A 22411-nucleotide genomic window follows, 5' to 3' on the forward strand; every position below is an offset into this window, starting at 1 on the left:
CGATGAACCCGGCAGGAATCATCACGCTGCTCACGGATTTCGGGACCAAGGATCCGTTCGTCGGTGTCATGCACGCAGTGATCTTGTCGCGCTTCCCGGCGGCGCGGGTCGTCGACCTGTCGCACGGTGTTGCGCCGCAAGCGGTGGAGGAAGCGGCGTTCTGGCTCGAGCGCTGCTTTCGTCGCTTCCCCGCCGGTACGATCCACGTTGCGGTGGTCGATCCGGGGGTGGGGACTTCGCGAGCCGCGCTCGTCGTCGAAGCGCTGGGGCACGGCTTCGTTGGGCCGGACAATGGGCTGCTCGGCGCAATTTCCGGGTTGCCCGCTGCCAGCGTGCGCGAGATCGATCTGGGGCAGGTCGGACTGCCGGAGCCGTCTCGGACGTTTCACGGTCGGGACGTGTTTGCGCCGGTTGCCGCCGAGCTTGCCGCGGGCAGGCTGAAGTTCTCCGACGTCGGACCTGCTCGAGTTGCGCGGACTCTCGCCGACGCTTCGCCACGAGCCGGCTCGGATGGAGTGACGGGTCGTGTCGTCAGCGTCGATCACTTCGGAAACTTGATCACCAACCTGGAGGCGACTGACCTGGCCCGCTTCTCACGCCCCGTGGTCCGCGTCGGCGTGCGCGAGGTCCCCGTGCTCGGGACCTACGCCGAAGTCTCGGAAGCTGAACCCGTGGCCGTCGTCAGCTCCTTCGATACGCTGGAGGTTTCGCTGCGCAACGGCCGTGCGGCGGATTTTTTCGGCGTCGGCCGTGGCGCAGAAGTAAGCCTGCGACAGGCGCGCTAGCGCGGGGGTTGGCCGCCGGAGATCGCCCCCCACCCAATTGCGAGTACGGTAGAGACGTCTCAAGCGGAGTGCCCCAACATGCGAGCTCGTCCTTCGATTTTGGTCCTGTCGTCGTTGTTCAGCGCGCAGCTGTTCGCCTGCGCCCCCGCCGTGGCCCAACCTGCCAAGGCCGCGCCAGCAAAGACCGCCGGGAAAAAGCCGGCGCCGGTCGCGGATCGATTGAAGGCGGGCCGCGAGGCGCTCGAAGCCAGCAAGTACGCTGACGCCGAGGCGCATTTTCGCGCCGCGCTCGGCGGTGGCAAACGCGCGGAGGCCGAGCTTGGCCTGGCGGAGACGCTGCTTTCGACGGGGCGATATGCCGACGCTGTGGCGGCCGCAGGTCGCGCTGGCAAAGGCAAGACCCTGAAGGCCGAAGCGGCCTGGGTCGAAGGCGAGGCGTTGCGCCGCCAGGGCAAGATCGCCGAGGCCGAGGCCGCGCTGCGCAAGGTGGAGAAAGATCCTGACGCGCGGCGCGCGCGACTGTTGCTCGGAGAGGTGCTGCTCGAACGCGGCGCGGAGCAGGACGCCGAAGCCGTGCTGATGACGATCATCAACGACTACAACGACGACAAGATCCCGAAGAGCGACGGTCCAGGTCTGTCGCTGGTCGGGCGTGCCGCCCACCTGCTGCGCTCTCCGCGGGACGCCAACGACGCCTTCAACGAGTCCGAGCGTGTGCTGAAGGGCGACGTTCAGACCTTGCTCTGGCGGGGTGAGCTGTTCCTCGAAAAGTACGATCCCGGTCACGCTGAAGAGGTGATCAAGGAGATCTTGGCCAAGGCCCCGGATCACCCGGAAGCGAACGCCACGATGGCGTTCGTGAAACTCGACCAAGCCTTCGATTTCGACGAGGCCGAACGTCTGGCGAAGAAGGCACTCGCGGTGAACCCGAAGCTGACCGGCCCCTACGTGGTGCTGGCGGGCATCGCGCTGCGCGACATGGAGCTGGCGGAGGCCGAGAAACAGGTCGCGGCAGGGCTGAAGAACAATCCTCGTGATCTGGACCTGCTCAGCATGCGCGCGGCAGAACGCTTCTTGGCCGATGACAGCCCGGGCTTCGAACAGGCCAAGAAGACCGTGCTCACGCTGAACCCGCGCTACACCCGCATGTTCCAGATCATCGGGGATTTCGCCGACTGGGAGCATCGATACGACGAGATCGTGAAGATGATGGAAGAGGCGGTGAAGATCGACCGACAGGACGCCAAGGCGCATGCGCAGCTCGGGCTGAACCTGATCCGCGCGGGTCGGGACGACGACGCGCTGAAGTCGCTGAAGACGGCCTTCGACAAGGATCCGTTCAACGTGCGTGTGTACAACACGCTGAACCTCTACGAGAAGGACATCCCGCAGAACTACGTCACGGTGAAGCACAAACAGTTCACCTTCCGCTACCACAAGGAAGAGAAGGACATTCTCGAACGCTACGTCCCGGGCATGATGGACACGGCCTGGCGCAAGTTCGTCAAGGCGTACGGCTTCACGCCCACCACGCCGGTCGGCGTCGAGCTGTACGCGGAGCGACAAAACTTCGCGATCCGCACCAGCGGCCTGCCTACCACGGCGATCCAGGGGGTTTGTTTCGGCAAAACGCTGGCGTCGATGAGCCCCAAAGAAGAGCATTTCAACCTGGGCATGACGCTGTGGCACGAGCTGGCGCACGTGTTTCACATCCAGCTCTCGAAGGCCCACGTGCCGCGTTGGTTCACCGAGGGGCTCGCGGAGTACGAGACCCTGTCGGAGCGCCAGGAGTGGAGTCGCGAGCACGATCCCGATCTCTTTCATGCGCTGCGCGACAACCGTCTGCCGCAGGTCGGCGCGATGACCAAGGCCTTCACGCGCGCCGAAGAGATGAACGACGTCGCCACCGCCTACTACGCCTCCAGCCAGATCATGGTCATGCTCGTGAAGCGTCACGGCATGGCGAAGATGGCGGACATGCTCAGGGCGTGGGGTGATGGGACGGCGACACCAGACGTCGTGCAGAAGGTGCTCGGCCAGAGCCCCGATGCGCTCGACAAGGAGTTCCGCAGCTGGGCGGAGCAGCGCCTCGTCCGTTACAAGACCCAGTTCGTTCCGATTTCGCGGACCGGCTCCTACGAAAAGGCCAAAGCCGAGGCGGAGAAGGCCGCGAAGGATCCGATGAAGCAGACGGTGTTCGCCCTGGCGGCGCTGAAGAGCGGCAAGAAGGACGAAGGTCTGGCTGCGCTCGCGGCGGCGCTCGCCATCGACCCGAAGTTCCCCGATGCCATCTGGATCAAGGCTCGGATGGCGCTCGGGAAGAAGGAGGTTCCCGCGGCGGAGAGCCTGCTCAAGAGCCTGGTCGACGGCAAGAACGATGGCTTTGCGGTGCAGATGGCGCTGGCTGACGTCGCGGAGGCAAGGGGTGACGCCGCCGGCATGAAACAGGCGTTCCAGAACGCCCACAGCCTGGACCCGATGGCGTCGGAGCCCATCCAGGCGTTGGTCGATCTCGCCAAGAAACAGGGCAAGGCGGACGAAGAGCTGGCGGGACTCAGCGAGCTCGCAAAGCTCGAAGAGCACGACGGCCGCGTGCACCGACGGCTGATGCGCGCGCTGCTCGACAAGAAGAAATACAAGGAGGCCAAGGCTGCCGGTGAAGCGGCCGTGTGGGTCGAGGTGAACGGCCTCGCGACCCACGCGCTCTTCGCCGAGGTGCTGGTCGCGAACAAGATGATTCCGCGCGCGGTCTACGAGCTCGAGAGCGCGGTCCTGTGTCCCGGTCGCCCGAAGGAGAAGGCGGACGCCCACGCACAGCTGGCGGAGACCTACTTGCTGGTGCCGAATCGCCCGGCCGCGCAGAAACACGCGGCCTTGGCCCGGAAGCTCGATCCGGAGAACGCCCGCCTGAAGAAGCTGAAGCTCTGAGTCAGCCGGGGCAGGACGCCGACAGACACGCCTTGACCTCGGGCCCGCAGAACTTCTGGGCGCACTGGATGATGCTGCCTGGGCCGCTGGCGCAGTCCGAGATCTCGCTGATGTGCTGGTACGCGCAGTTCAGCGTCTGGTCGACGAAGAATTGCACGTCGGCGCAGCCTTTTGCCACGCAGTTGGCGACGCAAGTGATGCTGAACTCGGGCGGTTCCTGCTGCAGCTGAACGCAGCCGAGCGCGCAGGTCACGATCTGGAAACACGAGACCAGCTCGCAGTCGCCGCAATCCTGGTGACAGTTCGAGCAGGTCTCGAACTGGTCTGCCTCACATTTCCCGTTACCGCACACGCTGCACACACCACAGTCCTGCGTACACGACGCGCAGGTCTCGCTGCCGGCGCATTTGCCGTCGCCGCAGCCTGCGCACTTGCCGCAATCTTCCGGGCAAGTGAAACACGACTCGCCGTTGGCCTGGCTGCAACTGCCGTTGCCACAGCTCTCGCATTTTCCACAATCGGGGGCGCAAGACTGACAGGTCTCGGGCAGTTTGCAGAAGCCATCACCACAGGTCGGGCATGCGCCGCAATCTTCGGAGCACGAGAGACAGCTCTCGCTCGGGTCGCAGCTGCCGTTCCCGCAGGTCGAACATAGGCCGCAGTCCTCGGGGCACGAGTCACAGCTCTCGTCCGGGTCGCACGTGCCGTCGTCGCAGGTCTTGCACAGGCCGCAGTCGAGGGGGCAAGAGCTGCAAGACTCGCCGCCCTTGCACTTGCCGTCGCCGCAGGCGACGCCCGAGTCCGAGCCGCCCGAACCGCCGACTCCGGCGTCATCATCGAGCGAGCGCAACCCGGTCCGGGTGCCGCAACCGGGTGCCAGTGTGACCGCGGCGAATAGCACCGTGACGACTACGACGGCGAAGCGGGCGGTTCTCACCCGGCGATTGTACCGGGCCTGTGGGTCGCTGCCCATTCGCGGGCGAACTCCGGCGGCTTCCATCATTCTTCTGGCTCGTCTTTGCCGCGCAGGCCGAGGGCTTTCGCTTTTTTGTAGAGGTGGCTCCGCTCGAGCCCGAGGGCGCGCGCGGTCGCCGCCATCTGCCCCGTGTGGTGCGCCATCGCCTCTTCCAAGATCGTGCGCTCGGCTTCCTCCACCAGCACACGAAACGGGATCCCGGGACGATACAGCCCCGCGTTCCCCGGGGATGCCGACATGCCGAGGGATCGCGCCACGTCGTCAGCCGTGATCTGGTCGTCGGGGCTCAGGATGACCAGGCGTTCGATCAGGTTCCTGAGCTCGCGCACGTTGCCAGGGAATGCGTGCCGCGTCAGGGCCTCGACCGCGGAAGGCTCCAGTGAGACGCCCGGTCTGGCATTGGCTCGCGCCGCTTGCGTGAGGAAGTGGCTGGCCAAGAGCGGAGTGTCCTCGCGCCGCGCCCGCAACGGCGGCAACTCGAGCGGCAGCACGTTCAGGCGGTCGTAGAGGTCGGGGCGAAATTGCCCCTCACGACACGCCGCGATCAAGTCGCGGTTGGTCGCGGCGACGACTCGCACGTCCACCTTCAAGACGTCGTTGCCACCAACGCGCTCGATCTCCCGCTCTTGAAGCACACGCAGGAGCTTTGCCTGCATCGCGAGCGGCATGTCCCCCACTTCGTCCAGGAACAACGTGCCGGCGTGGGCCCGCTCGAACTTTCCGCGGCGCTGTTTGGTTGCACCGGTGAACGCGCCCGCCTCGTGACCAAACAGCTCACTCTCGATGAGATCGGCAGGAATAGCCGCGCAATTCAGCTTTTCGTAGGGGCCCTTCGCGCGCGGGGACGCCCGGTGAATGGCGCGAGCGACGAGCTCTTTTCCGGTGCCTCGTTCCCCCGTGATGAGCACGCTCGCCGCAGCCTTGGCGGCGCGAGTCACGTGCTCACGTAGCTCCTTCATCGCGCGGCTCTCGCCGATGAGGTCGTCGAAGAACCCCGCCTCGGCCCGCAGTTCGGCTGCCTCCTCCTCGGCCCGCATCAGGCGCAGGGTGTTCTCCAGGACGACCAGCAGTCGGTCCGTCGACACCGGTTTTTCCAGGAAATCGAGCGCACCGAGGCGGGTCGCCCGCACCGCCGTGTCGATGGTGGCGTGACCACTCATCATGATGACGGGTGTGTCCACGCCGGACTTTCGCAGCCGCTCGAGCAGCTCGATGCCGTTACCGTCGGGCAACGACACGTCGAGCAGGAGCACGTCGTAGGTCTTCTTGGCGAGGCGTTCGAGAGCCAAGCCGACACCCCCCGCGACGTCGACGGTGTAGCCCTCCAGCGACAACGCCTTCTTCAGGGTGTTCAGGATCGAGGGCTCGTCGTCCACGACGAGGACTTGGCCGCGAGGCATGGGAAGGCGACCTTGCCAAGCCCGCGGCCCGAGGCCAAGCGGCGGGCGGGCCGGACGGCCAAAGGTCGCGCCCGCGGCGGAAATTTCCCGAGGGCTTCCGGGCCGGTTCCGCAGCGGCGAGGCTCTGCTAGGCTGACCGCTCTCATGTCCAAGCCGACGGCGACAGGAAACCTGGAGACGACGCCGCTCTCCCAGCTCCTGGTCTACGCCCTCGACAAACAACTGACCGGCTCGTTCGTCTTTCAGGGCAGTGACCGGAAAAAGAGCGCGCTCTACTTCTTGAACGGAGCGCCGGCGAACGCCAAGACGGGTCAGCCGGTGATCCACCTCGGGCGACTCTTGCTCGAGCTCGGCAAGATCGACGAGGACATTTACAACAAGACGCTCACCCGCGTGGCGAAGGAGCGCGCGCTGCACGGAAAGTTGTTGGTCGAGGCGCGAGCGCTCGACCAAGAGACCCTCGATGCGGCGCTGTCCGAGCAGCTTCAGCGTCAGGTTCTGTGGATGTTCTCGCTGGGACCGCAGACCGCCTACGGCTTCTACGCGGATCAGAATTTTCTGGAACGCTGGGGCGGCGGGCCGGTGCAGCTCGAACCGTTGAAGTTGATTTGGCGCGGCATTCGTCGCTACGAGAACTTGAAACGGATCGACGCGGCCGTCGGCAAGCTCGGGTCGCGAGTGCTGCGGCTGCACTCCCATGCCCAGCTCGCACGGTTTCAGTTCTCGGACGCCGAGCGTCCCGTGCTCGACGTGCTGCGTGCCAAACCGCAGCCGCTGGACGAGCTCGTGGCGAGCGGAGTCGGTGATCCGTCCGACGTGAAACGCATGGTCTATACGCTGATGATCACGCGTCACCTCGATCTGGGTGTTCCGCCGCTCGGCGTCCCGAGCGGCGCTGCAGGCATGCCTCCCCCCGCCCGCCCAGCAGCGCGCCAGGCGGCGGCGCCTCCCGCACCTCCCGCAGGTCGCCGCATGCCAGCGCCCGTCGAGGTGTCGGTGAGCGACGAACCCTCGATCCCTTCGTTCCCGCTCGGGTCGTCTCCGTCGTCGGCGGGCCCGCCTTCGAGTCGTGGCGCGCCGGACTCGGTCCGTGGCAGCGAGCCGGCGCCCCTCGCCGAGTTTCGCCGCGAGCTCAACGTGCGCCTGGAGGCCGCACCCAGTCAGAACTACTACGAGATGCTGGGTGTGCCCGTGAAGTCGGCGAGCGCCGAGATCTCTGCGGCCTTCTACCAGCTCGCGAAGAAGTGGCATCCGGATCGGCTGAGCCCCGATTTCGCGCCCGTGCGCGAAGAAGCGATGAAGCTCTTCAGCAAGATGACCGAGGCGCACCAGACGCTGACCGACGAGCAGCGGCGCCGTGACTACGACGAGCTGGTCCGAGACGGCGGCGGCACCGAGGTCGAGCAGGAAGAGGTCAACAAGATCATGGGGGCCGTCCTCGCCTACCAGAAAGCCACGGTTTATTTCCGAAAGGGCAACCTCGCGGAAGCCGAGACGCTGGCGCGGCAGGCCAAGGACGACGACCCGGCACAGGCGGAGTATCTGGCGCTCTGGGTGCAATGTGTTTCGCAGAGGCCGGAGCGCGCGGCGAAGGGGGACTGGCACGAGTTCATCACCATGATGGATGACGCCGTGAAGCGCGAACCCGAGAACGAACGCGTGCGCATGGCTCGTGGCGAGCTCTTGAAGCGAGCAGGCCAGCTCGAGCTAGCCGTGAAGGACTTCCACTGGGTCGCCCGACGGAACCCGAACAACCTCGACGCTACGCGCGAGGTTCGCCTCTTCACCATGCGCGGCGGCGACGCCCCGTCGAACAAACGGTCGATTGCGCCCGGCAAGGGCAAAGAAGAAAAAGGCGGGCTGCTCGGGAAGTTCTTCAAGCGCTGAGCGTCCGACGCTGCATTATCAGCGGCGGCGGATCTCGATCGCTCGGACGAAGCTCGGCGTCGAACCGCTGGCGGAGAGCGCAATGCCCAGTCTGCCCTTGGGGCTCGGGCAGGTCCTGCTCTTGCCGTTGCGCGATAGCACGACCTGGCTCGTATGTCGGAGCAGAGTGAGCAGCTCGCCCGGTTCTGCGGGCTCGCTCGATGGCCACTCACACTCGGAACCGCCCAGGCGCGTGTCGCCGAGCACGACGACCGGCGGCGGCCCTGACGAGAGTGTGATTGCCAGCTCGACACCGGCGTAGTCGGTATCGGCAACGGAGACCAACGCTTCGGTGCCGGACAACCCCAGACCGGTCGAGCCAAACTCGATGCCCGCGCTCGACAGGTTCGACGGGAATCGATTCGGCACCATGTGCTCTCGGCCCGTGAGCAAAAGTGGTGCTACGTCGCGAGCGTAGGGGCCGCGCACGTCGTGACGAAAACCGCTCAAGCGCACGGTGGCGCCCTTTTCGAGCCAAACGAAGGCGCCGGAGTCCACCGCAAGAGGACCTGGCAGTGCCGCGTCCGGGCCCGATGAAGGCCGGCGCACGGGCTCGTCGAACGAAGCGGTCCAGGGGTCGAAGCGTTTCCAGACCTGTCCGCCGGTTGTCGTCGCGTACAACCACGGTTCACCGTCGTTCGCTCGGATCAGGCTGACCTTGCTCGGCGAAAACGCGAGCTTCGGCAGCGCATCCGGGGTGCCGTCGCTGCGAAACCAAGTGACACTGCTCTTCGGGACGTCGCCGAGGCAGGCCTGCACGCCCTTCGGCAAGCACACTCCCACGCCCAGCACACCGCCGCCCGGCATGGCGACGAAGGAGTGGCTGGAGGCGAGGACCAGGTTCTCCAGCAACAGCGTCAACGCGTGAGCATCCGGCGTCAGCCACTCGAGGACACCAACCGGTGCGCCGTCCTTGGTTCCTCCTGCGACGAGCACTCGACCGTCGGTCAACCTGATGGCCTGCGGCCCGATACGCGGTCGCGAGAGAGTCGCGAGCCCGGCGATGCGCGCTGCGCGATCTTTGGGTGAGATCGCCTCGAGCGACGAGAGTGCGACAGCGCCTGGGCCCTGACCACCGACCAGCAACGTCTCGCCGTTCGTGAGCACCACGGCGGCGTGGCGCGCGCGGGGTTGTGCCAGGGGAATCAGCTTCGTGCGGTCGAAGCGCGCCGTGGAGACGCGGTACTCCGAGGCTGATGCGAGTGGCGGCGACGACGCGAGATCGCCGCCCGCGAGCGTTGGATCGACACCGCCGGCCAGCAACATGAAGTCGGTGCCGAACGCGGTGACGCTCGCGAACGCGCGCGCCGGGAGCATGCCGTCGACGACTTCCTCCGCGCTCCCGTCCGCGAGTCCGACGCGGAAGGCTCGGCTCGCGTCGGCGCTGCTCACCAGCGCGCCTGCCACGAGCAACGTGCGTGCTTGTGGGTCCAAACCGACGGCGGCGCCCTCGGCGTCGGTCGGAAAATTGGCGCCGCCTGTGGGCCAGAGCGGGGTCGTGCCTGTGGCGCGCCAGAGCAGCACGTCGATGTTACCGTTGGTGCTGGCGCTGCCGACGCCGAGGAACTCTTCGCTGCCACTCTGGCCGAGGGCGTTGACGGCACGGGTGGTCGCGGGAAACGGCAGTCCGAGGCCCCGGGCGTCCCCCGGGGCGATCTTGCTGGTGATGGCTGAACCCTCGAAGTCGCCCAGCGCCGTGAGCTCGACCGAGATGGTGCTCGGCAGTGCGTCGAGGGCAGCAGGCAAGTGGGCCTCGATGCGCAGGATCCGGTCCGGCTCGGGCTCGGGAGTACAGCCACAAAGCAGCAGAATTGCCCAGACGGCGCTAGGCTTGCCCAGACTGATGTTTCCCCAGCTCTTCGGCAAGTACGTGCTCGAGCGGGAGATCGCGGCGGGAGGCATGGCGCGGGTCTACCTCGCCACCTTACGCGGGGCGGTCGGCTTCGAGAAGCGTCTCGTTGTGAAGCAGATCCGTCCAGAGTTGGCGTCGGACGAGGCGTTCGTGCGGCGCTTCGTCGAGGAAGCCAAGACTGCTGTCGAGCTGGGGCACCCCAACATCGTACCGGTCTACGAGCTCGGGGTCGAACAGGGGATCTATTACATCGCGATGGAGTTCTGCGAGGGCCTGACGCTCTCGGAGGTACTCGCCGAGACCGGAGTTCTCTCGGCCGAAGAGGGTGCCTACCTGGGAATCGAGCTGTGCCGCGCCCTCGATTACGCACACCGCAAGGCGAGCATCGTTCATCGGGACATTACACCGCGCAACGTGATGCTCGATGAAGAAGGGGCGGTGCGCATCATCGACTTTGGCATCGCCGCACCGGTGACCTTGCCGGAAGAAGGCGGGGTAAAGAAGGGCGAGCTCTTCGGCTCGCCGGGCCACATGCCCCCGGAACAGATCGCGGGCGACGCGCTGACGCCGGCCACGGATGTGTTTGCGGTCGGCGTGCTGTTGATCGAAGCCTGGACCGGGAAGCCGCCGTTTCGGCGGAAAACCCCTGCAGAATGCCTGCAAGCGCTGGCAACGGCGCCGCCGCCGGTCGACGCCGAGCATGCGGAGCTGCAGCCGATTGCCGATTTGATCGCCTCGGCGGTGGCCGCGCGTCCAGTTGATCGACCTCAATCGGCAGAGCTCCTGGCGCGACCGCTGCGGGAGTTCGTGAAGACTGCGGATCTCGGTGACCTGGAGCGGCGCATTGGCGCGCGCGTCCGGAAGACGCGCCGCAAGCTGCTCGCGTCGAGCCCATGGCTGCTCGGCCAATCGGAAGAAGGCGCGGACGAGTCGGGCCTGGCGGAGCAGAAGACGGGTCGTGTGCGCGCGCCCAGCATCGGCGACACTCAGACCTTCGCGGTGCGGAACGACCTCGTCGAGTGGACCCGCAAACTGCCGAGTGTTGCTCCGCCGCCGGTCGACGCGGTCGTCGAGCCCGTCGTCCCGAGCGAAGTGATGTCGACCCGTCCCCTCGAAGAACCCGCGGAGGACGGCGCCGATGAGTCCTCGGCCGAGAGTGGAAGAGAAGAGCCGGCGCCCGCGACCGCAGAGGACAGCGGACGGCGCACACAGCCCAATCGGGCGGGTCGGCCGCTGGTCTCGCTGCTGGCGGTAGCGGTGGTGGCCGGCGCGATCTGGTGGGGCACAAAACCGCCACCTGCGGGCGGCGCGCCCGAAAATCCGAACCGTGAGCGGGTTTCTACCGGCGAGAGCCCCCGCGCCAGCACCAGCAATACCGTGCCCTCGGTGCCCTCTTCGGAGCCGAGCGCTGCGGTCCCCGCGGGCTCCGTCGAGAAGACACCCGTTCGACCGGCCCCGAGCGCGCCTGCATCTTCACCACGTCCAGCGCCGGGCTCTGCTTCCGCCCCGACGGCCGAAGTCCCTGCGGTCGAGCCCGGTGCGCGGGCGCTGCTCACGCTCACCGCATCTCCCCCGAGCTCCGTCAGTGTGTCCGGCAGGTCGTATGGAGTGACTCCGGTCAGCGGAGTGCAGCTCGCACCCGGGAGTTATTTCGTGAGCTTCGAGAACACGACCTTGGGCCTTCGCACGGGTGCGCAGGTGACGCTGGGTCCCGGGGGCAAGCGCACCGTGCACGCCGACTTCACCGACCCGTCACCGCGGGTGATCATTCGCTGAGAGCCGCGCGGGGGGTGAGCAGTCCGGTCTGTCGCAGTGCTTCGTAGACCACGATGGCGACGGCATTGCCCAGGTTGTGCGAGCGCACCGCACCGAGAGTCGGAATGCCGAGCGTCCATTCTTCTCGCTCGGCCAAGAGCTCGCTCGGGAGTCCGACGCTCTCCTTGCCGAACACGAGCGCGTCCCCCAGCTGGTACTCGACCTCGAGGTAACTCCGCCTGGCCTTGGCGCTCAGAAACCAGCTCCGGGGACGGACCGGCGCGCAAAGCGCCTGGATGGTCTGCTCCGCGCCGATCAAATTTTCGTGCTGCCGGAGCTCGACCAGGTGCCAGTAGTCGAGGCCCGCGCGGCGCACCGCGTGCTCGTCAATCCTGAATCCCAGCCTCCCGACGAGGTGGAGTGGGCAGCTCGTGGCGGCGCAGATCCGCGCCACGTTTCCCGTGTTCGGCGGGATTTCTGGCTCGACCAGCACGATGTGGAAGGGGCGCTCGGCCTCCTGCCCCCTGAGCCGCCAAGCGCCCGACATGGGCTCAGCTTAAGCCCCGCGCCGGAGGGGCGGACAGCCCCCAAGAAGCGGCCCAATGGCCGGGCAAGGGTCCCCGAGCTTGACGATGATCCCAGCCGGCAAGTAGCCTCGCCCGGCGGAGATTGCGGTGGGAATGAAGGCTCGCTACGCAGCGCTAGTTACTGGGATTTTCGTGACGACCGCTGCCTCTTTGGCGGCGGCCGAGCCCATGGATCCAGCGCTCGAGCGCCTGGTGACGGACTCGCGTTGTCGGACCAATGGCGGTGAGTACGTGGACGACCCCACGACGCTCGCGCAACTCCAGGCGGACACGGGACGGGCCTGGTGCAGTCCGGACCACAAGGCGTTCAAGCGCCTGATCAATCAGTTCGGCTTCGCCTTTGCCCCGACCGCCATGCACTCGGCGCGCACGACCGGCTTCGGCGGCTTCCACCTGTCGATGGAAGCCGACTACACGAAGATCGATTCCGGCGCCGACTACTGGAAGCGCGGCACCCGCGGCAAGATCGACCCCAACAGCAACAAGGCGTCGATCCAGAACTCGAGTCCGTCGGACGTTCTCTCGCTGTACTCGGTGAAGATTCGCAAGAGCTTTGGCTTCGGCCTGGAGCTCACCGGTCAAGTGGGCTTCATGCCCAACACCAGCATCATCTCCGGTGGCGCGGACGTGCGCATCTCGCTGCTCGAGGGTTTCCGCAGCGGCGTCCCGGGGATCCTGCCGGACATCGCCGTCGGCGGCGGCGTGCGGACGATCACGGGCACGCCGCAGTTTCAGATGACGGTGGCCGGGCTCGACGTCCAGATCTCGAAGCCGCTGCCGATCGCCGACTCGTCGGTGATCACGCCGTACGTCGGGTATCAGTACGTGTGGATCTTCGGCGATTCCGGGCTGGTGGACCTGACTCCTGCGACCGACGCAGTGGGCTATTGCAACTACGCGGGCGCGAACCTGCCGGGTAACCCGGACGCCAGCAAACCGGCTGGGCAGTACGACGGGCAGCCGGTCTGTGTTGGCGGCTCGCCGCTCGACTTCAACAACAACGCCGTCTTCAAGAAGACGCGCCTCGAGCGCCAGCGCCTGATCTTCGGCCTGAACTACCGCTACGAGATGGTCATGGTCGGCGGGCAGTTCATCACGGACATCGTCGATCCCGCGGACGCGCAGAACTCGGACGCCGACAAGAAAGACCTCGACGGTACTCCCCGCCAGTGGACGGTTTCGCTCGAGCTTGGCGCGATGTTCTGAGGTCTCAGGCGAGCGCCGCGAAGGCCATTGCCGCCGCGAACACCGCGCCCGCCACCACCGCCAACAGGCCTGCGATCCACATCGAGCTGCGGGACGCCTTGCGGAAGGCGTCCCCGTCGAGCTGGTAGACGCCGCGTAGAAACGCACGCGTCGCGCTGCGGGGCACCGTCAGCGACATCGGTGCAGCGCGGCGCGCGGCGCCGAACCCGTCGGTGATCGCCAACATCCCGATCCCGGCGGGCAGCGTGATTAAATCCCAACCGCATGAGTACAGCCCGAAGCGCAGGCCGCGGGAGGTTCGAGCGCGTGCGCCGACACGCCGGGCTCCGAGGTCGAGGCTCAGCCCGTGGAGGGTGTGGAGCACGACCATGAACAAGGCGAGGGCCGGCATGCCCAGCCCCAGGACCTTGATGAGCCAGGCGCGCAGATAGGCGTCTCGCCCCACTGCCTCCAGCAACCAGGGTGCAAACGCCAGGACAACGGGCAAGGCAACGACGCCCATTCCAAGCACGGCCAGGCCTTCGGCCAGTACCGCGAAGCGCAGCGGTCCGGCTAGCTCGCCATCCGGGAGCGCGGCGAAGAAAGAATCGGAGCTGAGGGTGGTGAGCTTGGCGGTGCTCCACAGGCGACCCATGGAACCACCTGGGCGCTCCCAGGGCACGATGGCGATGATGCCGGAGGTCTGTGTGGTCTCGTCGTCGTTGCCGCAGCCCATGCAGCCAGGATCGCCGCACAACGCACAGACGACGGCAGCCGGGACATCGACGAGCTCGAGCGCAGAATCACTCTCGGCGGAGAGATCCGCCTTCGACTCGTCCGCCGCTAGCCCCCCTCGGGAGCCGTTCTGTCCCGCTCGCCGCACGTCCGAGCGCTAGCACGAGTTGGTGCTTTCCGCGAGGGGCGCCCTCAGTGGAGCGTCTCGCCGTCACTCGACTCGCGCTGTCGGCGACCGCGGTCGTCACGCCACGGGACCGCGGGCAAGTCATCGATCCTACCGCCGAATCGGGCGGCGACGATCGCTCCGACCAGCGAAACCAGACCGCTCAGGTAGATGCCCCAGCTCCAGCTGAGCTCGACCGGGCGCAAGTGGCTGCTCTGCGGCGGCAGAGACAACATCATGCCGACCTCGACCGCTGTGAGCGCAGCAAACGCCATCGTCACCATGCGTACGCCGCGCATCTTGGCGATCGTGCGTCGGGTCCAGACCAGCGGAAGCATGATGAACCAGCCCACCGCGCCGCCCCAGAGCCAGCCTGCGCGGCCTCGAGCAAGGTCGAAGCCACTCAGGGTCACCAAGTTGGGCGCCGTGACTGCGACCCAGGGAGACAGAAACGCAATGAGGCCGAGGACTGCGAGTGCGAGCAGTGCCCCCCTGCCTCGCCCAAAATAATTCCACGGCAGCTCCCGATGCTCAGGGGGGGTGACCTGCCCTTCCTCGATCTCGTCGCCCAGAGCGTCGAGGCTCGGGGGTAGCTTGGACAAGGATTGCAGGGAAACTCCGCACTCTGGGCAGGCTTTCGCCTCCCCAGAGGGGAAGAGCTCGCGGCAGAACGGACAGGCCAGAAGTCGGGCCACGGCAACAGCATATCCCACGATGATTCGCGCCTCCGAAGCACCGACAAGGAGCGGGTCGTTTGGTTCCCTGACGCTCTTGGGTGACATCCGCCCTGATTTGGCTACACCTTGGGCCCCGCGGGTCGACGATGCTCACGCAGATTGCACGACAATTCGGGCTCACGGAGCTCGCCCCTCACCTCAAGGTTGCGCTCACTCACCCGAGCTTTGCCAACGAACAACGCGGGGAGCCCGACAATCAGCGGCTCGAGTTCCTCGGTGATGCGGTGCTCGGTCTGTGCGCGAGTGAGCTCCTGTATCAGCGCTTCCCAACCGCCGACGAAGGCTCGCTGACGCGTCTGCGCGCGCGACTCGTCAACGCCGATGCCCTCGCTGCTTGGGCGCGAGGCAACTCCATCGCCGACGCGCTCTTGCTGGGCAAGGGTGCGGAGTCCAGCGGGCTGCGCGCCAGCACCAACGTGCTCGCAGACGCGGTCGAGGCGCTGGTCGCCGCCGCCTACCTCGACTCGGGGCTCGATGCGGCGCGGGTTGCATGCGCAAACATCCTGGAGCCGCAGCTCGAGAACCTGGATGCCGACAGCACTCGCGATCCGAAGAGTGAGCTGCAAGAGCTGGTTCAAGCCCAGCGCGGGGACACACCGCGCTACGAGGTAATCGACAGCGGCGGCCCCGCGCATGACCGCTGGTTCGAGGTCTCGGTGCGCGTGGCGAACAAGGAGCTCGGGCGAGGTCGCGGAAAATCAAAACGCTCCGCCGAGTTCGCTGCCGCGCAGGCTGCCCTCGCGAAACCCGCCGGAGCCGCCGAAGCCGCCGAAGCCCCGAAACCCGTCGAGCCCAGCAATTCCAGAGGAGACGAGCCTTGAAACACTCCCCGAGTCGACGTGGCGTCTTGATGCTGCTGTGTGGCCTGGCCGTGCTCGCAGCGGCCCAGCCCGCCTTTGCAGGGAGCTACCTGGATCGCCTCGCACTGTTGATCGAGCAAGCAGCGCACGACTCGGACTACTTGCGCGGGCGCCTCTCCGACAAGGAGCTGGCGCGTGTCATCCACACGGTCGCCGAAGCGCGGGTCAAGGCGGCCAGCAGCATGATCGTGCCCAAGGAGGCCGCACTCGCACACCCGCATCTGTTGTTGGTGCTCGAGAACCACGAGCGCGCCGCAGAGGCCGCCCAGGACGGCAACGCCCAGCGTTTCCTGGTGTATCAGCAGCGGGCTCGCGACGAAGAGCGTGTGTTGCGCGGAGTCTTGAAGCAGCTCGGGTTTCCGCTGCGAGAGAAGTAAGTCAGCGCAGCCCGCGTTCGTCACGATGCGGTGCGCCGGGCATACGCGCGCGATGTCGCGGGACTACGCCGGGTTTCTGCCGCGCGCCGACATCGCCCGACGGGTCGACCACGACGTAGCTCAGCAGCTCCGCGTTCACGTTCTTGACCTGCTCCGCCTGCAGCTTCTTCGCCAGGTCGGCGACCTCGGTCGACACCTTTTGCCGCGCGAGGATCTGGCGGATAGACGGCGCTTCCTGGGCCAGCGTTCGGTTGACGGCCTCGAGGCTGCCGCGCCGCCACAGCACGGCCCAGTTGTCCCCCTCTTTGACCGGCTCGCCAACGAGTTCGCCGTCCTTGGCCTTCTCCGCTGCTGCGAACAGCGCCGGATCGACCCGCAGTTGCGGCATCTCAGTCTGGCCGTCGGGCATGACGAAGCCGAGGTCTCCATCGCGCATGTTGGTCGACTTGTCGACCGACGCCTCTCGCGCGTGTTTGCTCCAGCTGGTCGTCGAGTCGACGTGGTTGGCGTTGACGTCGCTGATGATCTTCTTGGCTTGGGCTTCGTCGCGCACCAAGATGCGCCAGAGCTTCATACGCCTGGGTGTGTTGAAGCGGTGACGATTCTCGTCGTAGTAGGCCTTGATCTCGTCCGAGCTGACGCTGTTCGAGGCGTTCTTGATTTCGCCCTCGATGGCCTGCCTGAGCGCGTCGCGGATCCGGTCGCGGGTCGCGGGCACCTGGTCCAGCTTGCGGCGTTTTGCCTCCTCGACGTAGAGCAACTCGGGGACGAGCACCTTCTCGATGAACGCTTTCCGGATTTCGTTCGGCTTCTTCCCGAAGTTGGCGAGCTGGAAATACGGCACGCTGGCGAGGCGCCGGTCGATGTCCGCCACCGTCATGGTGGACTCTCCGACCGTGAGCACCACCTCGGACCCCGCCTCAGGAGCCGAGGCTGGCTGGGCGAACGCCGTGCTGGCGGCGAGAGCAATACCCAGGGCGACGAGGCGGCGCATGCACCGGCTTTTCTAAGGGAGCGCCCGGGCGCGGGCAAGCTCGCGCTCAGCTTTCGGCCCGCCGGCGCCGAGTTGGCGGCGGCGCAGGGGCCTCCGCTTCCGATGTTGCGCCGCGTTTTCCGGGACGCGCACCGGTAACCCCCGCTCGCCGCAGCACGTCCTCCGAGATCCCCAAGAAGGCGTAGGCCTCCTTCGGGAAACCGTACGCCCGGTGCAACCGGCCGAGCAGCTCGAACAATCTCGAGTCCGGTGCGGGTGCAGGCCGCGGTCGGCACACGCGCTTGAGGTTGGCCATGGTCTCACCGAGCGCCAGGAGCTCGGTGATGTGTGAGAGGACGTCGACGGGCTTCAGCGCTCGCCCGGAGCCGCGTGCTTTCCCTGACTCCAGCTCCAGCAACAGACGCCTTCGGCGCTGTTCGGTCCGCCCGTCGAGACGTGAAGCACCGCTCGGGTCCAGCAGATCGTTGAACGCGCGCGCCGAGCGCCTCTTCGCGATGGCTTCTGGGCTTCCCCGCTTGTTCGCGGGGGTGGGAGGCTCGGCTCTTTTCGCCACGGCGCCCAGCGTAGCAAAGCTCTGGTGTTCGGCGCTATCGGGACTCGGCGAGGGCAACCAGCACGGTGGCCGCGAAAGCGATCACCCATACCCACCACGTGCGCGCGAAGAAGCGGCGCGCCTCGGTCCAGAAGACGCGCGCCGCCCGCCGCTCGACCTCGCGCCGTCCCACACGCCGGCTGTGCTCACGATGGATCTCGGCCCGCTCCTCGTCGTCGAGCGGATCGTCGCCAGCGAGGTGTCCGAAGTGGTGTTCGAGCTCGTGACGCAGGGTCTCGTTGACCTCGGCGCGCACGTCGTACGGTCCCTCCTCCCCGGCGATGTTGGCAAAAGTCCGATAAAACAGCCGAATTTCGGCCGGACGGGGGATCAACGCTTCGGGCTCTGGGGGTTGGTACGAGCCGAGCAGCGGCTCACCACCGTCGTCGACCTCGGCCGGGCCTTCGAGCACAGCGAGATCGATCTCACGGACGCGCAGCTCGGCGTAGAGGCGAGCTGCCTCCTCCGCGACCAGTGCCTCGAACTCGTCGATGCTCATGAACGCCGCCCCAGCGTCGCCGACCGTCGCCGGCTCGCCGAGCGCCGGCTCGAGGCTGAGCTCCCGTGACATTGGGATCGACAGCCACTCCGACATGCCACACCCCGGGCACACGTGCGGTACGTCCAAGCGCGGCGGGTAGTGTGCATCTTCGAACAGAGCCACGACCGCGTCATACGCAGCCACGGGTGCGGCCCTGAGCAAACGAGCGATCTTCTTCGGGTCGGTCTCTCCGTCGAGCGCCGCGATGCCCAGACCGCGCACGACGTTCGACGTCACGCGCTGAGCTCGCCCCTCGGCGAGCGACCGGTGCAGCGGCGCGGCTTCGCTTACGCTGCGTGGAGCCAAGCGGACGGAGCACTCCGCGGCCACGGCATCGGCGCGAACCGCCGGGATCGAATACTCGCGATCGAAATCGAAGGCCCGGTCGAGCTCGGGGTCGCACAGCTCGCCGTCCACGAACGGACCGAGCTCCAAGCTGGAAGACGGGAGCGTGTGCCACGCTGCTCGGCAGTTGCTGCACACGAGCTCGAGCTCGCGCTCCGGCACGCGCCCAATACGGCGCAAAATCCCACGAAAAACCTGGAAATCTGCCAGAGGCAGCCGCTCGATTGGCAGGTGTGAGCCGTCCGCCGACCGCAAGCGCAGACGGAGTTTGTCGAGCTCGGGTCCGAACGGACCGTCGAGCTCGACCTGGCTTCCGACGTCGAGCTCGACGCTCACTCCGCTCGGCAGATGAAATCGCTCACCGCTCACCGCCAACGCATCCTAGAACACCGATCAGCTTGCGCTGCTCGTGTTCTAGGACCTTTACGTTGGGGCTGCGCCCCAAACCCCCGGCCTTCGGCCGTGCGCGCCCCGCGCGCGAGCGCCGAACACCTTGCAAGTCCCGGAAAACAAACGAAGTTCAACCTGTTCGGCGCTCCAGAACACCGATCAGCTTGCGCTGCTCGTGTTCTAGGGCCTTTACGTTGGGGCTGCGCCCCAAACCCCCGGCCTTCGGCCGTGCGCGCCCCGCGCGCGAGCGCCGAACACCTTGCAAGTCCCGGAAAACAAACGAAGTTCAACCTGTTCGGCGCTCCAGAACACCGATCAGCTTGCGCTGCTCGTGTTCTAGGGCCTTTACGTTGGGGCTGCGCCCCAAACCCCCGGCCTTCGGCCGTGCGCGCCCCGCGCGCGAGCGCCGAACACCTTGCAAGTCCCGGAAAACAAACGAAGTTCAACCTGTTCGGCGCTCCAGGCGCGTCCGGTTTGTTGCGCGAGGCTGTCGGCAGCATTCGTCCGACCCGGCCCGGCCATCGGCCGGCGCTCAACCCGTCAGCGCGCTGGGTCGCCGGAGAGCTCGGGCCTTGGCCGGTCCGGGCGTATCGAGCACCACGCGCTCCTCGAACGGCCGCAACCCCTGCGCCTTCAGCCGCTTGCGAGCGACACGAATCGCCTCGCTGCCGACGTCCATGCCCACAACTCGGCGTCCGAGTCGCGCAGCCACCGCCAGTGTGGTGCCGCTCCCCGCGTAGGGATCGAGCACCAGGTCATCCGGAGCTGTGCACGCCTCGATCAATCGCTCCAGCAAGGCCTCGGGTTTCTGCGTGGGGTAGCCAGTTCGCTCTCGCGCAATCGGCGCCACGATCCCGATCTCCCAAACGTCGCCCATGGGAGTACCGAGGCTGGTTTCCTCGGTGCTGCTCGAGCGCACTCGACGGCCATTTGCGCCGAGCACCGCCCTTTGTTTCTTGTCGCCCCAGGTCTCACGCGTCGAGGCCGCCAGCGGTTCGTACAGCTGCTTGAACGTCGGGACGGCGGTCGAGTCCTTCACGTACCGGAGCAGCACGTCGTGAACGCGCTGAAAGTTCTTGGTCTTGGCGGGCCAGCGCCGATACCGCCACACGATCTCGCTGGCGAAGCACTCCGGGCCGAAGATCTCGTCGGCCATCACCTTGGCGTAGTGGCTGGTCTTCGGATCGACGTGGAGGACCAAACAACCTTTGGGCTCGAGCAGCGCGCGCGCTGCCTCGAGTCGTTCACCGAGCTCGGTCAAATAGTGATGCAGGCCATCCCAGCGGTCGTCGAACGCCGGGCGCAGGAGTCGAACGACGTTGCCGGTGTGCGGATCGCGATGCCGATCGACCTGAGTGTGCTGCCGCCCCGTGAGAAACGGAGGGTCCAGGTAGACCAGAGAGAACGCCGCGCCGGAGCGCGCGTGGAGCGCCCGCATGGCGGCCAGGTTGTCTCCGTGAATCAGCATGCAGCTCGGGTGACCCCCGCGCGCCGCCTCGAGCCGTGCGGGAACCCCAGGTCTGGGCGCGCTCCTGCCCTGCCAGTCGAGTCGGATGCTGCGAGGTGCGGCGGGCATTCTGTCGTGAAATCGTAGCGAGGGTGGTGTGCTCAGGGCCAAATTCGGAGGCTTTTGCCCGCCTCACCACACGCCTCGCTTGCCGGCCCGAACATGGGAGGCTACCTGACGAAAACCTCGGCCATGACCGCCACTCCGCGCATCTTTTCGGGCATGCAGCCCACCGGCAGCGGTGAGCTTCACATCGGCAACTACCTGGGTGCTCTGCGCAACTGGGTGAAGCTCAGCAATGAAGGTGCGTACGACTCGCTCTTCTGCGTCGTGGACGCACATGCGGCAACCGTCGAGTACGACCCGAAGGAGATGCCGGAGCGGACTTTCGGCACTGCGCTCTCTTACCTGGCGGCTGGGCTCGATCCCGATCGCTGTGCGGTCTTCGTGCAGAGCGAGGTGCCGCAGCACATGGAGCTTGCCTGGTACCTCTCGACCGTCACGCCGATGGGTGATCTCCACCGCATGACCCAGTTCAAAGAGAAGAGCGATCAGTACAAACAGAACGTGAACGCCGGGCTCTTCACCTACCCGGTCCTGATGGCTGCGGACATCTTGCTGTATCGCGCGACGGTCGTGCCGGTCGGCAACGATCAGGTGCAACACCTGGAGCTGTCGCGGGAGATCTGCCGCAAGTTCAACGCGCGCTTCGGCGACGTGTTTCCCGAACCCAAACCCCTGCTCACTCCGACCCCGCGGGTGATGGGTCTGGACGGCAAGCGCAAGATGAGCAAATCGCTGGGCAACACCATCGATCTCTTCGACGAGCCAAAGGTCGTCGAGAAGAAGCTGAAACGCGCCTTCACCGACGAGCTGAAGCTGCAACTGGGAGATCCAGGGCGGCCGGAGCTGTGCAACATCTTCACGCTGCACTCCGCGCTCACCCCCGCCGATGACGTGAAGAGCATCGACACCGACTGTCGCTCCGGCGCGCTCGGGTGCGGCGAGTGCAAACGACGCCTGACCGAGACCTTGAACGCCGAGCTGGCACCCATCCGGGCGCGCGCTGCCGAGCTCAGGAGTGAAAGCAAACGCGTGACTGACGCGCTCGCGGCCGGCGCAGCGCACGCGCGCGGCATCGCAGAGCGGACGATGTCGGACGTTCGGGACGCGATGGGCATGTTCGCCCGGGCGCCAAAGCCGTGAGCAGCCGTCGCTCCCTCCTGACGGCAGCCGGGGTCGCGGTCGCGGTGGTCTGCCTGGGTGGCTGTGAGCGCGAGGCGGCGGACGCGCTGCCGGAGAAGGTCGTGCAGGAGTTCGTGGAGCGCATGCAGCGCGTACACGGCAACCCGAAATCGGCGCGCGCGGCCTACGAGCTGGTGTGGGCGGATGGCAAACAGAACCTGTCCGAGCGCGCAAAGCGGGCGAGCGCGCTGTCCGGGCGCAAGGTTGCGCCGGAAGAGATGCTCGTCCCGTCACGCTTCTCGCTGCGCTTCACTCCCCGCCACTACACCGCCGAGGTGCAGGGCGATTGGGCGGTCGTCACCGTGACCGGAGAGGCAGCGGACACCCAGCGTGAGCAGCTGAAGTGTGTGCGCGAGGACGGCGGTTGGCGCGTCGTGCTGGAGATGCCGCCGGTACCCCCGATTCAGGTGCGGGAAGACGCCGGTATCTGAGGACGCGCCAGTGCCGCGATTCGGTGGCATCGACGGGGCTGCCAGAAGCCCGCGCACAAAACTCGCGCGGGACGCCCAGGCTTTGCCCGGCACGTCC

At 66.7% G+C, this 22411-nt stretch carries 19 protein-coding genes; 9 read left to right on the forward strand and 10 right to left on the reverse strand.

Going from position 1 to position 22411, the window contains the following annotated elements; genetic code table 11:
• Positions 1-2: 2 nt before the first annotated feature.
• Together IPI67_01120 and IPI67_01125 are read left to right on the forward strand one after the other, a co-directional pair.
• Entirely contained in the window at positions 3-785 is a 783-nt protein-coding gene (locus IPI67_01120) for an SAM-dependent chlorinase/fluorinase (GenBank protein MBK7578779.1), read from the forward strand.
• Positions 786-863: 78 nt separating this feature from the next.
• Entirely contained in the window at positions 864-3713 is a 2850-nt protein-coding gene (locus IPI67_01125; GenBank protein MBK7578780.1) for a tetratricopeptide repeat protein, read from the forward strand.
• Position 3714: 1 nt separating this feature from the next.
• Here IPI67_01125 and IPI67_01130 read toward each other — a convergent pair whose 3' ends face one another.
• Both IPI67_01130 and IPI67_01135 read right to left on the reverse strand, forming a co-directional pair.
• Positions 3715-4650, reverse strand: coding sequence for a hypothetical protein (locus tag IPI67_01130; protein ID MBK7578781.1), 936 nt, complete (start codon positions 4648-4650; stop codon positions 3715-3717).
• Between the two features lie 62 nt (positions 4651-4712).
• Positions 4713-6089 carry a sigma-54-dependent Fis family transcriptional regulator gene (locus tag IPI67_01135; protein ID MBK7578782.1) on the reverse strand — a complete coding sequence of 459 codons (1377 nt, stop codon included), beginning with the start codon at positions 6087-6089 and terminating at the stop codon, positions 4713-4715.
• A 144-nt stretch (positions 6090-6233) separates the two neighbouring features.
• Here IPI67_01135 and IPI67_01140 point away from each other — a divergent pair, with 144 nt between their 5' ends.
• Entirely contained in the window at positions 6234-7976 is a 1743-nt protein-coding gene (locus IPI67_01140; protein MBK7578783.1) for a DnaJ domain-containing protein, read from the forward strand.
• A gap of 18 nt (positions 7977-7994) precedes the next feature.
• Here the strand turns inward: IPI67_01140 and IPI67_01145 are convergent, their stop codons facing one another.
• On the reverse strand, positions 7995-9917 hold the full coding sequence (locus IPI67_01145; GenBank protein ID MBK7578784.1) for a hypothetical protein: 1923 nt from the start codon (positions 9915-9917) through the stop codon (positions 7995-7997).
• Here IPI67_01145 and IPI67_01150 point away from each other — a divergent pair.
• A complete protein-coding gene (locus tag IPI67_01150) occupies positions 9859-11643 on the forward strand; it encodes a serine/threonine protein kinase (protein ID MBK7578785.1) in 1785 nt (594 codons plus the stop codon). The genes IPI67_01145 and IPI67_01150 overlap by 59 nt on opposite strands.
• Here IPI67_01150 and IPI67_01155 read toward each other — a convergent pair.
• The gene (locus IPI67_01155) at positions 11633-12169 is read right to left on the reverse strand and encodes a tRNA (cytidine(34)-2'-O)-methyltransferase (GenBank protein ID MBK7578786.1); all 537 of its coding nucleotides are present in this window, start codon (positions 12167-12169) and stop codon (positions 11633-11635) included. The genes IPI67_01150 and IPI67_01155 overlap by 11 nt on opposite strands.
• Positions 12170-12302: 133 nt before the next feature.
• On the opposite strand from IPI67_01155, the gene IPI67_01160 reads away from it, so the two are divergent.
• Positions 12303-13415, forward strand: a complete 1113-nt coding sequence (locus IPI67_01160; GenBank protein ID MBK7578787.1) for a hypothetical protein — start codon at positions 12303-12305, stop codon at positions 13413-13415.
• Positions 13416-13419: 4 nt separating this feature from the next.
• Here IPI67_01160 and IPI67_01165 read toward each other — a convergent pair whose 3' ends face one another.
• Positions 13420-14277, reverse strand: a complete 858-nt coding sequence (locus IPI67_01165) for a hypothetical protein (protein MBK7578788.1) — start codon at positions 14275-14277, stop codon at positions 13420-13422.
• Between the two features lie 44 nt (positions 14278-14321).
• A complete protein-coding gene (locus IPI67_01170) occupies positions 14322-14897 on the reverse strand; it encodes a hypothetical protein (GenBank protein ID MBK7578789.1) in 576 nt (191 codons plus the stop codon).
• 221 nt (positions 14898-15118) lie between these two features.
• On the opposite strand from IPI67_01170, the gene rnc reads away from it, so the two are divergent.
• Together rnc and IPI67_01180 are read left to right on the forward strand one after the other, a co-directional pair.
• Positions 15119-15853, forward strand: a complete 735-nt coding sequence (rnc, locus tag IPI67_01175) for a ribonuclease III (GenBank protein MBK7578790.1) — start codon at positions 15119-15121, stop codon at positions 15851-15853.
• Between the two features lie 29 nt (positions 15854-15882).
• Positions 15883-16269, forward strand: a complete 387-nt coding sequence (locus tag IPI67_01180) for a hypothetical protein (protein MBK7578791.1) — start codon at positions 15883-15885, stop codon at positions 16267-16269.
• A gap of 1 nt (position 16270) precedes the next feature.
• On the opposite strand, the gene IPI67_01185 is transcribed toward IPI67_01180, so the two are convergent.
• From IPI67_01185 to IPI67_01200, 4 genes are all read right to left on the reverse strand, one after another.
• Positions 16271-17263: a peptidyl-prolyl cis-trans isomerase gene (locus IPI67_01185; protein MBK7578792.1), complete on the reverse strand. Its 993-nt coding sequence runs from the start codon at positions 17261-17263 to the stop codon at positions 16271-16273.
• 46 nt (positions 17264-17309) lie between these two features.
• A complete protein-coding gene (locus tag IPI67_01190; GenBank protein ID MBK7578793.1) occupies positions 17310-17816 on the reverse strand; it encodes a hypothetical protein in 507 nt (168 codons plus the stop codon).
• A 34-nt stretch (positions 17817-17850) separates the two neighbouring features.
• Positions 17851-19110: a metallopeptidase family protein gene (locus IPI67_01195; GenBank protein MBK7578794.1), complete on the reverse strand. Its 1260-nt coding sequence runs from the start codon at positions 19108-19110 to the stop codon at positions 17851-17853.
• 553 nt (positions 19111-19663) lie between these two features.
• Entirely contained in the window at positions 19664-20707 is a 1044-nt protein-coding gene (locus tag IPI67_01200; protein ID MBK7578795.1) for a site-specific DNA-methyltransferase, read from the reverse strand.
• Between the two features lie 123 nt (positions 20708-20830).
• On the opposite strand from IPI67_01200, the gene trpS reads away from it, so the two are divergent.
• Together trpS and IPI67_01210 are read left to right on the forward strand one after the other, a co-directional pair.
• On the forward strand, positions 20831-21844 hold the full coding sequence (gene trpS, locus IPI67_01205) for a tryptophan--tRNA ligase (GenBank protein MBK7578796.1): 1014 nt from the start codon (positions 20831-20833) through the stop codon (positions 21842-21844).
• Positions 21841-22314, forward strand: coding sequence for a hypothetical protein (locus tag IPI67_01210; GenBank protein MBK7578797.1), 474 nt, complete (start codon positions 21841-21843; stop codon positions 22312-22314). Before trpS ends, IPI67_01210 begins: the two co-directional genes overlap by 4 nt.
• Positions 22315-22411: the final 97 nt, after the last annotated feature.

Source organism: Myxococcales bacterium, from assembly GCA_016706225.1.
Taxonomy (GTDB): domain Bacteria; phylum Myxococcota_A; class Polyangia; order Polyangiales; family Polyangiaceae; genus JADJKB01.